This window comes from Alcanivorax sp. UBA3183 (genome assembly GCF_002364155.1).
Classification (GTDB): Bacteria; Pseudomonadota; Gammaproteobacteria; order Pseudomonadales; family Alcanivoracaceae; genus Alcanivorax; species Alcanivorax jadensis.
The window spans coordinates 53104-67743 of sequence record NZ_DEXN01000006.1; the positions used below are offsets into that span (position 1 = coordinate 53104).

Sequence of the window (14640 nt, forward strand, 5' to 3'; positions counted from 1 at the left end):
ACGTTCATGTGTTCCATGGAGGGAATGGCGCCGATGGAATCGATGGTGCCGGCGTACTTGTTGAAGTTACGACCGCGAATACCGGTGATCAGGGCAGCATCGCAGACACCAGCTTTGAGATCTTCAGCGGCAATGGCTTCGTTGGTATGGGGAATCAACTCCACTTCCAGGTCCCAGGCCAAAGCGGCGGCCTGCCAGTCCTTCATGGCACTCATCACCGGCCCCACATTGCCGACGATATCGAAGACACAGACCTTGCGTTTGATGGATTCGGCCTGGGCGGGCAGTGAGATGGTAAGGGCTAAGGCCGTAGCGACGGCAGTAATCAACTTCTTCATGGATCCTTCCTGCTTGTTATTACTGGTATGAAGTATGCAGATGTGACCTTGATAGTAGTGGGAAAGATCCGGAAATGGAAAAGCCGAAGCGCTTCGGGCTGAAGCGTTCAGGTCAATTCCTGTTAATTCCTGTCATGGGCGGCTGGTGCGGCGGACCTCTCCCGGGGTGCGTCCCGTCCAGCTGCGGTAGGCCTTGCTGAAGCTGGCCTGGTCACTGTAACCGAGCTGGTCGGCGATTTTCTCCAGCGGCATGTCCGTTTCCAGTAGATAGCGGCTTGCGAAGGTTTCGCGGATGTCATTGCGGATGCCGCTGAAGGCAAAACCGGCCAGGCCCAGGTGACGCCGTACTGAGCGCGTGCTCATGCCCAGTTTCTGGGCTACTCGCTCCAGGGTGCTGTCACGTCCTGGAGCGTTCATGATTTCGTGGCGCACCTTGATGACTACCTTGAGACTGTCATCGCCCTGGATCTGCTCCCGGGAACGGGCGGCGGCCAAGTAGGTGGCCACGCTGGCATCGTCATCCCTGGCCTGACGTCCCGATAGCGGCATCAACACCTGATTGTGTGGCCGGTTGAACTTTACCTCTACGCCGTCGGCCAGCCTCTGCCAGGCGAGACTGTTGCCGGGACAGGCAAAATCAAATTCGAACGTGAACGTTCGACAGACCAGTGATGCCAGTGCATGGATGCTGCCCATGTAGATATTGGCCACCATGGGTTTAAGTTTTTTCAGGTCCCAGTTGTCATGCAGGCGGATGGAAATCAGTTCGCCAGTGCAGTGGATTTCCATATCCATCAGCGGCAACGATACCCGCAGGTACTGCACCACCATGTTCACCAGCTTGCGATAATCCTGTTGTCGCAGCAGCGCAAATCCGAACAGCCCATGACCTTGCAGGTCCAGCTCCTGACCGAAGCGAAACGGTGCGGTGTGATCGTTGAGTAGACGGTTGCCGTTGTGTAGCAGATGTTGCACTTGCCGCATGGAAAGATAGGCATCCGGGTTGTCGAGAATATGGCTATCTATGCCTGATCCTTCGAGCACTACCGTGCCACTAATTCCGTGTTTTTGTACAAACCGCAAAAAGCGGCGGGCATAACGGACTGAGATGAGAGGAACGTCGAGTGCCATTCCGTCGTTTTTCATTTTTATTATGCCTGATGTAGTTGTTGTTATGCTTGTGATCAAGCTCTCATTAGGCGGGCTGTCTTGCCGATTTTAAATGCTGCTTGCCCTTTTTAACAAAAAAATGGCCGCTTTAACTATTAAGTCGGTCACCTTCCATGGAGATGATGAGCCCCGCTTTTTTGTGCATAAAAATAATCATGGAGCAGAGAAATGCAAAGGGAAAAAAAAGAAACCCTAAAAGCCCGTTATCTCCCCCTTTCCAAAGTATCGGTTCCCGTCATGCGAAGAATGTATGAGATTTACTCCGGGTACTACGAAAATATAAGTCTCGACGTTTTCTGCCGCGACATGGTGGAAAAAAGTGGTGTGATTCTGGTTGAGGAAAAACCGACCAAGCGCGTGGTCGGTTTTTCCACCTTAAAAACCCTGGATATGACCGTGGCTGGCCGCCAGGTAAAAGGGGTGTTTAGCGGTGACACCATCATTGAAGAAAAGTACTGGGGTAGCCGAGCCCTGCAAGTAACATTTTTCTTCCGAATGATCCGTGAAAAGTTGCGGCACCCTTTTCGTCCGCTGTTCTGGTTGCTGATATCAAAAGGCTATAAAACCTATTTGTTGATGGCGAATAACTTCCACAATTATTACCCGCATCCAGAAGGTAAAAGTGACGATCTTGCCCCCTTTGTGGATTCCTATTGTGAGCGTTTGTTTGCTGACTATTACTGTGAAGATAAAAAGTTGCTGGATTTCGGCGAGGGTTATACCCATCTGAAATCCAACGTGGCAAAAATTACCGAAGAAATGCGACAGGAAAACGAAAAAATTCAGTTTTTCGAAATACGGAATCCTACCTGGAACCGGGGAACCGAATTGCCTTGTATAGGGGAGATTAATCTTTCCCTGCTGGTGAGTTACCCGTTTTCCCTGTGGCGTAAACAACGAAGAAAAACAAAAACACAAGTTGCAGCTGTGGCCTGCGAATAACACCGGGGTAACCATGTTTGGACATCGTTTGCTCAAAATGGCCGCCTGGCCGGGGGAGCGGCGCTTTGCCGTGGGGCGGGCACATCTGGAAAGCGTGCAAAGGCAAAAACTGGCGCTGTTGCTGCGCAAGGTGGCAGCCTGTGAGGCCGGGCAGCGCCAGGGGGTAGCGGCACACTGGCAATGGGAAACCTTTGCCGAGCAGGTGCCGGTAAGTGACTACGACCACTGGCGTGACCCGGTCGATCGTGCCCGCGAGTACGGCGGTAACGCCCTGATCCAGTCTCCAGTGGTTCGCTACCAGCCCACCAGCGGGTCCACCTCGGCGATCAAGTGGATTCCCTATACCCGCCATTTTCTATCGGAGCTGGATAACGCCATCAGCCCCTGGATTGTGGATCTGTATCGTCAGTTCCCCAGGCTCAGACAGGGCCGCCACTACTGGTCCATGTCCTGGGTGCCCACCTCGCTGCGTGACAACATGCGTGAGGATATCAATGACGATATTCAGCTCATGTCCATGGGCAAGCGGCTGTTGGCCGGTGCTACCCAGGCGGTGCCACAGGATGTGTCTCTGGCGCGTACGTCCGAGGATTCCCTGTTTGCCACGCTGGCCTATCTGATCAGTGATTCCTCCTTGTCGATGATGTCCATCTGGAGCCCCACCTTTGGATTGGGCTTGCTCAAATCCATGGCCATGTGGCGTGAGGAATTGGCAGAGGTGTTGGCAACCGGCTCCTGGGGTAACCGCATGCTGGGCAGCAATACCCAGTCCTGCCCCCGATCCCCCGGAGGGGCCGAACTGCTGCGCCAGTGGGATGGACGGTTGAGTGCGGATTTCTTTATGGCGTTGTGGCCGTCCCTGGCGCTGGTCAGCGCCTGGGATACCGCGGCATCTGGCCCATGGGCCAGGCAGTTGCATGCCCTGTTGCCGCAGGCAGCGTTCCAGGGCAAGGGGCTGTGGGCGACTGAAGGGGTGGTCACCATTCCCTATCAGGGGCAACACGCGCTGGCCTACCGCAGCCATGTGTATGAATTCCAGGATCCATCGGATGGCACTATCTATGCGCCATGGGAGCTGGAGCAGGGACAGCAGGTGATGCCCTTGCTCAGTACCGGCAGCGGCCTGTTGCGCTATCGGCTGAACGATCTGGTGCGAGTGGATGGTTTGCCTGGGGGAATTCCTGCTCTGACCTTCTTGGGGCGTGCCGGTACCACGGATATGGTTGGTGAAAAGCTGACTGCGGCGGCGCTGGATGCCGCCCTTGCCGAGGTCAGATTGCCGGCAAAAACCCTGCCGGTGTGCACCGTGGCCGTGGAGGATGCCGGTGAGGGTATTCCCGGTTATGTGTTGTTGCTGGAAGGGGAGAGCATGGAAAGTGAGAGAGTGGCAGGCGCTCTCGACGCTGCCCTGCAGCAGCATTTCCATTACCAGCTGGCCCGTAATCTGGAGCAACTGGCACCGCTGCGCTGTGTGATTCACCGGGACATGCGTGAGCGGTATCTGCAGCAATGCCGCGAGCGCGGCATGATCGAAGGCAACATCAAGATGGAGTCCTTGCAGTACTGGCCTGGAGTGTTGCCGCTATGGTTTGGCCACTCGCAGGCATCGGCTCGGGCAGTCGGGGAGGCGGTGCTGTGAATTACCGCATTCGCCAGGCCCGGGAGGAGGACAACGGCGCTATCCTGTCGCTGTTGCAAGGCACGCCTCAGCCCGGTGCTGTCACCCTGAATTTTGAGCGTAACCCGGATTACTTTCGTGGCGCCCGGGTGACTTGTGAAGAACCGGATGTATGGGTGGCCGAGCCCCGCGAGGGTGAGGGCCCGATTGGTGCGGTCTATAACGTGGGTTGGCGCCATGTGTGGGTAAACGGGCAGGCGAGGCCGGTGCGTTACGCCCACGATCTGCGTATTTCGCCACAATGTCGCAACGGCATGATTCTGCATAGGCTGTTTCGCCAATTGCGCAAGCAACTGGGGGACGGTGAGTGGATGCAGACCACGGTGTTGCGCGACAACATGGCGTCCCTGTCCACGGTGGCTAGTGGTCGTGCCGGGCTGCCTACCTACTATCCGTCGGGCACCATTGAAACCAGCATGCTTTATACGCGGGCTCGCCGCCGCAAACTGCCCGACGATGTGGTCATTCGCCAGACCGGTGAGGCAGATCTGGATGCCATTTCCCAGCTGCTGCGCTATCAAGGCTCCCAGAAACAGTTTTTCCCCTACTGGGATGTGTCTCGCGTTCGGGGTGATGCTTATTGCTACGGGCTCAGCCCGCGCAACTTTATCGGTTTGTGGATCGGGGGAGTCCTGAAGGGGTTGATGGGTTTCTGGGATCAACAAGGCATCAAGCAGACTCGGGTGCTGGGCTATGCCCGCGGCATGGGTGTCATGCGCCATCTTTACAACACTCACAGCCTGCTGCGCGGCGGCATGAAATTGCCTGCACCGGGCGGTGTGCTGTCCTACCTGACTCTGCACAGCCTGGTGGTGGAGGACAATCGCCCGGAGCTGCTGCGGCTGTTGCTGGACGATGCCATCAGCCGCTTCCATGGTCACTACGATGCGCTGGTATGTGGTTTTTTTACCCAGGACCCGCTGGCCCGGGTGCCAACGGGTTACCGTCGCAGGTTGTTGCTCAGCGATCATTTTCTGGTGAGCTATGACGGCGATCCGCGAGATCAGCTGGATGGGCGCCTGCCCTATGTGGAGGTCGCCCGCCTGTGAGTGCCAGTGCAACCGACTACATCGGCATGTGGTACCGGGCCCGCGCCCGGCTCGGTATCGATGACCGTATCGAGTTTATTTTCATCAATCCGGACTCAGGCAAACGCCATACGGTGGCGCTGCGGCACCGGGACCATGATGGCGTAGGCGGGATCGCCGAGTCTCTCAAGCGCATGGGCGTCCGGCAACCGCCCATGCCCCTCAGTCGCCAGACTCGTGCGCCATCTTTCTGGCGTCGCTGGCAGGCTCGACCGGAGCAGCGTCAACCACAGTCGCCCCCGTGGCGTATTTTCACCACCACTGTCGATGAGCAAGCCGACGAGCCCCTGGTGCAATGGCTAACGCCGCTGCAGACCCGTGCGTTACGGCAACGGGCGAAGGCGCAGCAGGTGTCACTCAACAGCCTCTTGCTGAAGGCTCTGCATCTGGCTGTAGCGGATACCCTGATGACCCATGCAAGCCCGATAAGCTGGTGCTTTCCGGTGAACATGCGCGGAGTGGTGCCGATGGGGCGACCAGACATGAATCTGTCCAGCGCATTTTATATGACGGTGGACAGTGACGACTCGCTGACGCACCTGGATCACACCATTCGCAGCTATCTGAAAGCCAATATTCACTGGCGCTATTGGCACCTTGCTCGCATTGGTCGTCTGGTTGGTCAGCGGGGTGTGGACTGGTTATGTGGACGTTTACTCAACGGCGCCCAGCACGGTGGCTCCTTTTCCAATCTGGGTGAGTGGCAGATCGACTTCGTCTCTGGCGGCCTGGCTCCCGACACCGTGTTCGCTTGCTGTGGCCCGGGAAGTCCCACTCATCCGGTTGCCAACGGCATGATGATTGTTAACGGCAGCTTGAGCCTGGCGCTGAAGCTACACCCCTCTCTGGGTGCGTCAGAGGCAGTGGTGCAGGAGTGCCTGCAACGCTGGGTTGATGAGCTGGGTGTGACGGCATGAAACGAATTCTCAGTCTGCGCGCGTTGGTGGCCCTGCTGGCGACCCTGGCCATGGGACTGGCGGTGACTGCGCTGTATCTGGTGCCGCCGGCTACGCCCACCCTGAAAACGGAAGAAACCATACTCGCGCTGGATACCTGGCAAGTGGAATGGAAAGACGTGGTGATCCCGGTGCACAGCCAGGGCCTGGTTCGCGCCCGTCACGAATTGCCCATGAGCCTGGAAGTCTCCGGCCGGGTGCAGGAGGTGTCGCCGCTGCTGGCGGACGGGGGGCGGGTGACTGCCGGCGAGGTATTGCTGAAGCTGGATCCAGAACCCTTTGCGCTGGATGTTACCGCCCAGCAGAACGCGGTCCACGCGGCGCGCCTGCATCTGGAAGAAACCCGGGCGCGGGCGCGGGTGTCCGGGTCCTCCAAACGGTCTTCCGCCCTGGGCCGTTTCGAGCCACAACTGGACGAGGCCAACAGCCGGCTGGCCTCTGCTCGCGCCGGGCTGCGTCAGGCCCAGCGTAACCAGGAACAGACCGAGCTGGTGGCGCCCATCAGCGGGCGGCTCAAAGCGGTGCAGGTGATGGCCGGTCAGCAGATTCAGGCTGGTAGTGTGCTGGCCCGGTTATATCAGGAGGACAGGGTGGAAGTGCGTTTGCCGGTCCGCGATGAATGGCTGGCGCTGCTTGGCATCATGCCCGGCGATGAAACGACCCTGCGGCAGGTCAGCGTTACCCTGCGCGGCCGTTTTGCCGGCCGCGATGGTCTGTGGCAGGGCAAGGTGGTGCGTCGCGAGGGTGGCTTGAACAAGAACCGCATGATGCATCTGATCGTCCAGGTCACCAATTCGGAAGATGGCCTGCCCCTGGAACCGGGGGTGCTGGTGCAGGCGGAGCTGCGCGGCGCGCCGACGCGCAACGTGGCAATGCTGCCCCGGGCGGCCCAGGCCGGCGAGAATACCGTCTGGGTAGTGGATAGGGACAAGCGCTTGCGTCGTCAGTCGGTGGCAGTGCTGCATCACGATGACGATTACCTGTACCTGCATGATGGGGTGACAGCGTCGTCCCGGGTGGTGCTGGCCGGTGACCTGCAACTGCTCGAAGGCATGCGCATCGATCCCCGCGTTCCTGCCAGTGGGCTGGCGGACCGTTCTGCCGCTGGGACAGCGCTGTGAATCGCAGCATTGCCTGGTTCGCCCGTAACGGTGCAGTGGCCAACCTGCTGATGATTACCCTGCTGCTGGCCGGGTTGATGGCCATTCCCCATACCCGCCAGGAAACCCTGCCCAACGTGCCGCTGGACCGTATCGGCATCTATGTGGCCTGGCCCCAGGCCACCCCGGAAAGCGTGGAAGCCATGGTCTGCACGCCGGTGGAAACCGCCATCGACGATGTGGAAGGCGGTACCGAGCTGATCAGTGAAGCCCGTGAGGGGCTCTGTTCGGTGCAACTGGACGTGCTCAAGGGCCATGACACCCGCACCGTGCTGGAACAGATCCGTACTCGCCTGGAAGGGCTGGACAGCTTGCCCGGGGACGCCGAACGGCCCCGGGTGCAGGAGCTGATCGTGCGCAACCGGGTGGTGCGGCTTCTGCTCAGTGGCAGCCTGTCGCGCCAGGATATCTATCAGTTGGCCCACCAGGTACGCCGACAGCTGCTTAATCACGATGCGGTCTCCAGCGTGGATATCGAGAACCTGCCGGAACGGGAAATGGCGCTGACCGTGGCGCGGGATGATCTCTACCGCTACCAGCTCACTCTGGAAGGCATGGCCGCCGCAGCCCGCGAGAGTGTGGAGCGGATTGCCGGCGGCTTGTTGCGCAGCGACCGGGGCGACTGGCTGCTGCAGACCGGTCAGCAGCCGGGGGATGCCGCTGCCTATGAGCAGCTGGTGATCCGCCAGTCGGAGCAGGGCGATCTGTTGCGGCTGGGAGACGTGGCGCAAATCGAGGATGGGTTCTCCCGGGACAGCCAGGCCGCCTGGCTGGACGGTAAGCCGGCAGTGGCCCTGGATGTGTACCGGGTGGGCGATCAGAACGTGCTGGACGTGGCCGGCGCAGTGAGCGGCTACCTGCAGGAGGCGGAATTACCCCGCGGCGTGGCCCTGCGGGTGTGGAGTGATGATGCCGCTCAGTTCCGCGAACGCTCCCACCTGTTGTGGCGTAATGCGTTGCAGGGGCTGGTGTTGCTGACGCTGATGCTGGGGGTGTTTCTCACCCTGCGCCTGGCCGGCTGGGTGGCGCTGGGGATTCCGGTGTGCATGCTGGGGGCCTGCGCCTTGCTGCCGGTACTGGGGGAATCATTCAACACCATTTCCCTGTTCGCCTTTATTCTGGTGCTGGGCATCGTGGTGGATGATGCGGTGATCGTCGGCGAGAGTATCGACCATCAGCGCCGCCAGGGTGGGATGAGCGGCCAGGAGGCGGCCATTGCCGGCGCCCAGCGGGTATCACGGCCGATCCTGTTTGCGGTGCTGACCACCCTGTTTGCCTTTGCGCCCCTGCTGTTCCTGCCGGGGCCGGAAGGGGCCTTGATGCGGGTGATCCCCATCGTTTCCATGGCAATTCTGGTGCTGTCGCTGGTGGAATCCCTGTGGATTCTGCCTTCCCACCTCAGCTATGACCGCCCGGCCCGGGGCATCTGGCGCCAGTCCGAGCAGCTCTCCACCCGTATCAACGCCGGGCTGGACCGCTGGCTGGAATACCGCGCCCGGCCGTTGCTGCGCCGCTCCCTGCGCTGGCGCTATGTGCTGGTGGTGGTGTTTGTTGGGCTGTTTATTTTCTGCTGCGCCCTGGTCAACAGCGGTTGGCTGACCATGGTGCTGTTCTCCCGGGTGGAAGGAGACCGGGTGATGGCGGAGGTGGTGTTTCCGCAGGGTACCGGCGAGGCGCGGCTGCTGCGCGAAGTGCAGGCCCTGGAGGGCTCCGCCCGCAAGCTGTCGGCGCAGTTGCAGGCTGACGATCAGCCTGTGACCGTAGATGCGGTGTTCGCCGAGCAAGGGGTACGCCAGAAAACCTCCAATGCCCGCGATCCGGGGGCCCGTTTCCGGGTGCGGGTGACTCTGGCTATTGGTGGCGATACCAGTGCCATGCCGCCCCGGGAGCTGGCCAGCCTGTGGCGTAAGCAGCACGGGTCGATTGCCGATGCCCTGTCGGTCAAATTCCACGCCAGCCTGATGCAGGTGAAGCCGGATATTCATGTCAATCTGTTCCACCCGGATTTGGCCACGCTGCAACGCTTGAGTGAGCAGACGGCGCTGGCCCTGTCGCGCATGGAAGGGGTCCATGAAGTGGCCAACAACCTGTATGCCCGCCGCACCATCGTCGATATCGGCCTGCGTGAGGAGGGCAAGCTGGCCGGTCTGCGGGCGGAGCAGCTGGGCCTGCAGATCCGCAATGCCTTCCACGGTATCGAGCTGGACCGCTGGTTCGAACAGGATCAGGAAGTGCCGGTGATGCTACGCCTGGCCAGCGGCGACAGCCGCCGCATCAGCGACCTGGAACGACTGCCGGTGCAGCTGCCGGATGGGGAGATCACCGTGCTGGCGGCGGTGGCGGACCTGAATCGGCGCCAGGTGCCTGCCATGATCAGTCATTACGATGGCCGTCGCAGTGCCACCGTCAGTGCCTTCGTGGATGAGCACATGACCTCTCCGGCCCAGGTGATGACGGTGTTGCGTGAACAAGTACTGGCCCCCATGCAGACGGCGGATGAACAGGCCGGCTGGACCGTGGCCGGCAAACAGGCGGCCATCCAGGATTTTCTCGATCATCTGTCGATCAGCTACCTGATCGCCCTGGCTGCGATCTTCTTCCTGCTCACTGTGCTGTTCGGCGGCTATGGTCAGCCACTGCTGGTGATGGCGGCGATTCCCTTCGGCATGGTGGGGGCCTTCATGGGCCACTTCCTGCTGGGCTACAGCCTGACCCTGTGGTCGCTGGTGGGGGTGATCGCGGTGAGCGGGGTGGTGGTCAACGACAACCTGGTGTTGATTGATGCCATCAACAGTTTCCGGGCCCATGGCATGCGCCTGCGCGATGCGGTGATCGAAGGCGTGAGCGGTCGATTGCGACCGGTGATGCTGACTTCCATCACCACCTTTGCCGGGGTGGCGCCGCTGATGCTGGAGACCAGTGTACAGGCCCGCTTCCTGATCCCCATGGCGGTGTCCCTGGCCTTTGGTGTGCTGTTTGCGACGCTGGTGAGTCTGCTGTTGGTGCCGTGTCTGCTGGTGGTCAGCCATGACGTGCGAGCCTTGCAGCAGCGCTGGCTGGACCGCTGGCGGGCGCCGGATGCCTCTGAGGGCGATACTGTGGAGGTGGCCTACGAACGGGGCCGCCTGACTATCTGGTGGGGCGCCAGCAATCCCTATGAAGATCCGGTGTTGCATTCAGCATGGGAAGCGGGGCGGCAGGATCAGGGCCAGGGCAGCACGGATCTTCTTTAGGCGCTCTGAACCTGAAATTCTTTTTCACCACAGAGGGCACAGAGTTCACAGAGTTCACAGAGTTCACAGAGTTCACAGAGGAAAAGCAGGGTGTCTGGGTGCTCCTGATCACCGTCATGGTTGACTATTTCCCCTTTCAGAACCGCACCAAACGGCGATGCTGACCGCAACAATCCCTTCCAAAATGTCACATCGCGACACGATCTGATTGATTTATCACAAAGGCATGCAACGTTCAGAAAACCCCGGTTTTTTTCCTCAGTGAACTCTGTGCCCTCTGTGGTAAAAAAATTGACGTTTATAGGATCTCTACGAAGCTGAGCAGCACCCACAAAAAAGCCCGCCCCGGTTTCCCGGAGCGGGCTTTTTGCGTCAGGCCTCTGGCGTCCAGCGACCCTTACGCCTTGCCCTGATTGGCCACGGCTTCGGCAGCCTTAGCCACTTCCTCGGCGTCGCCCAGGTAGTAGTTCTTGATGGGCTTCAGGTTGTCATCCAGCTCGTAGACCATCGGCACGCCGGTGGGGATGTTGAGCTTGACGATTTCCTCGTCGGAAATGTCACCCAGGTACTTCACCAGTGCCCGCAGGCTGTTGCCGTGGGCGCAGATCAGTACCTGCTTGCCGGCTTCGACCTGCGGCTTGATCTCGCTTTCGAAGTAGGGCACGAAGCGATCCACTGTGTCCTTGAGGCTTTCGGACAGGGGGATCTCGTTCTCGCTGAGGCCCTGGTAGACCCGGAAGTTACCGGCGTAGCGTTCGTCGTCGCGTTCCATCTTCGGCGGCGGGGTGTCGTAGCTGCGGCGCCAGATATGCACCTGATCGTCGCCGTACTTGGCGGCGGTTTCTGCCTTGTTGAGACCCTGCAGGGCGCCGTAGTGGCGTTCATTAAGACGGTAATCGCGGATCACCGGAATCCACATCTGGTCCATATTGTCGAGGATGGACCACAGTGTGCGGATGGCGCGCTTGAGCACGGAGGTGTAAGCCACATCGAACTCAAAGCCTGCTTCCTTCAGCAATTCGCCGGCCTTGCGGGCTTCTTCGCGGCCCTGATCAGTGAGATCCACGTCTTTCCAGCCGGTGAAACGGTTTTCCTTGTTCCAAACGCTTTGGCCATGGCGGACCAGTACCAGTTTCGTGCTCATGGGTTATTCCTGTGCGGTTTTCAGTGCGGCGCAAAGCGTAGCAGAAAAGCGCCGGGAAATTGAGCGTGAGCGGGGATATTTCGCTGCTATTCGACCCGCTGAGTGCAATTTTTCACACTGCCATCAGGCGGTTATCTGGTCCAGTTGCGGATAAATGCCAGATCGGGGGCCTGCGTTGCTGAAATGTGCCGCCCTGAGCCCGTATAATCGTCGCCAATTCAGACTCAGGCGACTTCATGGCTTATCTCTGGTGTGACAACAGCGACGACATCTCCTCCTGGCGCTCCGGGCTGGCGGCGACAACGCCTCTCTACCTGGATACCGAATTCATGCGCGAGCGCACCTTCTGGCCGCAACTGGCCCTGGTGCAGGTTCACGATGGTGAGCAGATCCGGCTGATCGATACCACCAAAACGAGCGGCCCGGATCTGGCGCCTATGTTTCAGCAGCACACCCTGGTGATGCATGCCTGTTCCGAAGATCTGGAGGCGATCGCCGCGTTCAGCGGCGACTACCCGGCGGCCATCGAAGATACCCAGATTGCCGCCGCCCTCACCGGCGAGGACATGCAGCTGGGTTACCAGAAGGTGGTACAGATGCTGCTCGGGGTGGACTTGCCCAAGGGCGCCACCCGCACCAACTGGCTGAAGCGACCGCTCAGCCAGGAGCAGTTGCTCTATGCCGAGGATGATGTGAAATACCTGCCCGAGGTGACCGACATTCTCCGTGGCCGGCTGGTGAACCTGGGCCGCGAGAGCTGGTGGCGGGAAGAGTGCGAGCGGCTGCTGGCCCAGGCCCAGGCGGTAACCGCCCCGGAAAAGGCCTGGCGCAATGTGAAAGGCGCCGGCCTGCTTCAGGGTCAGGCCTTGGCGGTGCTGGCGGTGCTGACCCCCTGGCGTGATCGCATGGCGCGGGAGCGGGATCTGCCCAAGGGCTTTGTGCTCAAGGATGCCCAGCTACTGGACCTGGCGCGTTCCAGCCGCAGTGACCGGGGTTTGTTCTCGGAGCTGGGTCTGCATCCCAAGGTGGTCCGCCGTGATGGTGATACCATTCTGGAATTGCTGGAAGAGGGCCGGCGTGGCGCGCCGCCTGAGCCGTTGCCGGGGCCGCCGGATGCTCACCAGAAAAAACTGGCCAAGATTCTGCGTAAACGGGTCGGTGAGATTGCCGAGTCCATGAATATGAAACCGGATGTGCTGATGCGCCGCCGCTGGCTGGAATCCCTGATTCGTCATCCGGATCAGGTGCCCGAGCCACTCACCGGCTGGCGCCATGACATTGTCACCAGGCCCTTACTGGAGTTGCTTTGATGTTGAAGGGCAAGCTGTTCTGCTCGATCTATAAAAGCCGCCGCAAGGCGGGCATGTACCTGTATGTGGATCGGCAGAAGGGAACCGGAGATCTGCCCGAGGTGCTGTTGAATCAGTTTGGCAAGCCGGTGCATGTGAGCGACATGATTCTCAGCCCGGACCGGCCGTTGGCCCGTGCCGAAGTGGCCAAAGTCATGGATGACATCCGCATTAAGGGGTTCTACCTGCAAATGCCGCCGCCACCGGATGAAGACATGTTCATGGCCGATGGCCATCCGGACAAACCGGCAGGGCCGGATGCCTGAGAAGGGCATGCGCGAACGTTTCTGGGAACTGCCTCTGGGCGAGTTGTCGAAACCGGAGTGGGAAGCGCTGTGTGACGGCTGTGGCCGCTGCTGTCTGGTGAAATTGCAGGATGAGGACAGTGGCGAGCTGGCCTTCACGAATCTGGCCTGTCGTTATCTGGATAGCCAAAAATGCCAGTGCCGGGTGTACGATACCCGTTTTAGCAAGGTGCCCGATTGTATCCAGGTCACCGAAGCAGTGGCACGAAACACCGCCTGGCTGCCGTCCACTTGCGCCTACCGGCTACGTGCCCATGGGCAGCCATTGCCCGAGTGGCATCCGCTTATAAGTGGGGATGCGGGAACGGTCAGGCAGGCGGGAATCAGCGTGGCCGGGCGAGTGGTCTCCGAGCAGCTTGTGCACGAAGATGATTGGGAAGAGCATGTTATTCATTGGATAGAGTAGGCGCCTTTCGCCTGGGCTCAGGGCGGCCTGCTTTATCCACGACTGAACCGGATGGGAGTCATTGTGACAACACAAGCGTATATGTGGGGCTGGTTGGCGTACTTGTTGGGCTGTGTGGGTGTGCTCTTCGTCTGGTGGTGGCTGACCCGGCCGCTGGCCGTCTGGGCCAAGGTACCGTTGCGTATTCTGCTGACAGCGATGCTGCTGACTCCCTGGTCGGTATCACCGCAGCATGATGAATGGGCGCCGGCCTGGGTGGTCACGCTGTTCGACGGCCTGGCCCAGGAAGATGTGAGCCTGTGGCGTGCCGGTGGTCCACTGTTGGCCATGCTGGTGGTGGCCCTGATCGTGGCGGTGCTGGAACTGTGGCGTCAACGGCGCAAGCAGAGCGCTGGGGCCGCTGAGCAATGAGCGAGTGCATTTTCTGTCAGATCCGTGACGGCAAGCTGCCCGCCAGCGTGGTCTATGAGGATGACCGGGCCATGGTCATTCTCGACCTGTTTCCGATCCGCGAAGCCCATTGTCTGGTGATTCCAAAGACCCATGCGCCCCTGCTGGAACAACTGGATAGCTCCTTGACGCATCACCTGATGGATCTGGCTCGTCGCACCATCATGGCCCAGAAAAAGGCCGGATTGGCGGTGAGGGCTCATAACGTGGTGGTTAATGATGGCCGCGAAGCCAACCAGCACGTGCCCCACGTTCATGTGCACGTGATCCCCCGCCGCGGTGGCGACACCCTGGCGACTGCCTTCACCTGGGCTACCCGACTGCTCAACGTCTTCGGCCTGGCCCGCCGCCGCAAACGACTGGATCGCCTGGCTGGCCTGCTGGGTGAGCACTTTCCGGAAGCAGCTAAATAGTTAACAGT

The 14640-nt window shown here is 60.1% G+C and carries 14 protein-coding genes; 11 read left to right on the plus strand and 3 right to left on the minus strand.

All coding sequences use genetic code 11. The annotated features are described in order from the left end of the window. Together B3Q33_RS01530 and B3Q33_RS01535 are read right to left on the minus strand one after the other, a co-directional pair. Positions 1–338 (minus strand): putative solute-binding protein (locus B3Q33_RS01530; RefSeq protein ID WP_286826793.1); only part of this gene is annotated, 338 nt, incomplete at its 3' end. Between the two features lie 132 nt (positions 339–470). Next, a complete protein-coding gene (locus B3Q33_RS01535) occupies positions 471–1484 on the minus strand; it encodes an AraC family transcriptional regulator (protein ID WP_035246497.1) in 1014 nt (337 codons plus the stop codon). 192 nt (positions 1485–1676) lie between these two features. Here B3Q33_RS01535 and B3Q33_RS01540 point away from each other — a divergent pair, with 192 nt between their 5' ends. Genes B3Q33_RS01540 through B3Q33_RS01565 form a run of 6 tightly spaced genes read left to right on the plus strand, consistent with a single transcriptional unit; the run spans position 1677 to position 10565 of the window. Further along, complete coding sequence (locus B3Q33_RS01540) at positions 1677–2450, plus strand: hypothetical protein (protein ID WP_272975513.1); 774 nt, start codon at positions 1677–1679, stop codon at positions 2448–2450. A gap of 13 nt (positions 2451–2463) precedes the next feature. Continuing rightward, a complete protein-coding gene (locus B3Q33_RS01545) occupies positions 2464–4089 on the plus strand; it encodes a GH3 family domain-containing protein (RefSeq protein WP_272975512.1) in 1626 nt (541 codons plus the stop codon). After that, positions 4086–5177, plus strand: a complete 1092-nt coding sequence (locus tag B3Q33_RS01550; RefSeq protein ID WP_272975511.1) for a hypothetical protein — start codon at positions 4086–4088, stop codon at positions 5175–5177. The genes B3Q33_RS01545 and B3Q33_RS01550 overlap by 4 nt, the downstream gene beginning before the upstream one ends. Next, positions 5174–6133: a phthiocerol/phthiodiolone dimycocerosyl transferase family protein gene (locus B3Q33_RS01555; RefSeq protein ID WP_272975510.1), complete on the plus strand. Its 960-nt coding sequence runs from the start codon at positions 5174–5176 to the stop codon at positions 6131–6133. Before B3Q33_RS01550 ends, B3Q33_RS01555 begins: the two co-directional genes overlap by 4 nt. Beyond that, complete coding sequence (locus tag B3Q33_RS01560) at positions 6130–7293, plus strand: efflux RND transporter periplasmic adaptor subunit (RefSeq protein WP_272975509.1); 1164 nt, start codon at positions 6130–6132, stop codon at positions 7291–7293. Before B3Q33_RS01555 ends, B3Q33_RS01560 begins: the two co-directional genes overlap by 4 nt. Further along, positions 7290–10565, plus strand: coding sequence for an efflux RND transporter permease subunit (locus tag B3Q33_RS01565; protein ID WP_272975508.1), 3276 nt, complete (start codon positions 7290–7292; stop codon positions 10563–10565). Before B3Q33_RS01560 ends, B3Q33_RS01565 begins: the two co-directional genes overlap by 4 nt. Positions 10566–10962: 397 nt before the next feature. Here B3Q33_RS01565 and gpmA read toward each other — a convergent pair whose 3' ends face one another. Further along, positions 10963–11709, minus strand: a complete 747-nt coding sequence (gene gpmA / locus B3Q33_RS01570; protein ID WP_272975507.1) for a 2,3-diphosphoglycerate-dependent phosphoglycerate mutase — start codon at positions 11707–11709, stop codon at positions 10963–10965. A gap of 236 nt (positions 11710–11945) precedes the next feature. On the opposite strand from gpmA, the gene rnd reads away from it, so the two are divergent. The 5 genes from rnd (at position 11946) to B3Q33_RS01595 (ending at position 14632) form a co-directional block, all read left to right on the plus strand. Next, the gene (rnd, locus tag B3Q33_RS01575; protein WP_273009264.1) at positions 11946–13019 is read left to right on the plus strand and encodes a ribonuclease D; all 1074 of its coding nucleotides are present in this window, start codon (positions 11946–11948) and stop codon (positions 13017–13019) included. Further along, a complete protein-coding gene (locus B3Q33_RS01580) occupies positions 13019–13324 on the plus strand; it encodes a YcgL domain-containing protein (RefSeq protein WP_272975505.1) in 306 nt (101 codons plus the stop codon). Before rnd ends, B3Q33_RS01580 begins: the two co-directional genes overlap by 1 nt. A 7-nt stretch (positions 13325–13331) precedes the next feature. Then, positions 13332–13769 (plus strand): YcgN family cysteine cluster protein, encoded by a 438-nt coding sequence (locus tag B3Q33_RS01585; RefSeq protein WP_272975504.1) that lies wholly within the window; start codon positions 13332–13334, stop codon positions 13767–13769. Positions 13770–13832: 63 nt separating this feature from the next. Next, the gene (locus B3Q33_RS01590; protein ID WP_272975503.1) at positions 13833–14180 is read left to right on the plus strand and encodes a hypothetical protein; all 348 of its coding nucleotides are present in this window, start codon (positions 13833–13835) and stop codon (positions 14178–14180) included. Continuing rightward, positions 14177–14632 (plus strand): HIT family protein, encoded by a 456-nt coding sequence (locus B3Q33_RS01595; protein ID WP_273009266.1) that lies wholly within the window; start codon positions 14177–14179, stop codon positions 14630–14632. The genes B3Q33_RS01590 and B3Q33_RS01595 overlap by 4 nt, the downstream gene beginning before the upstream one ends. The last annotated feature ends 8 nt before the right edge of the window (positions 14633–14640 follow it).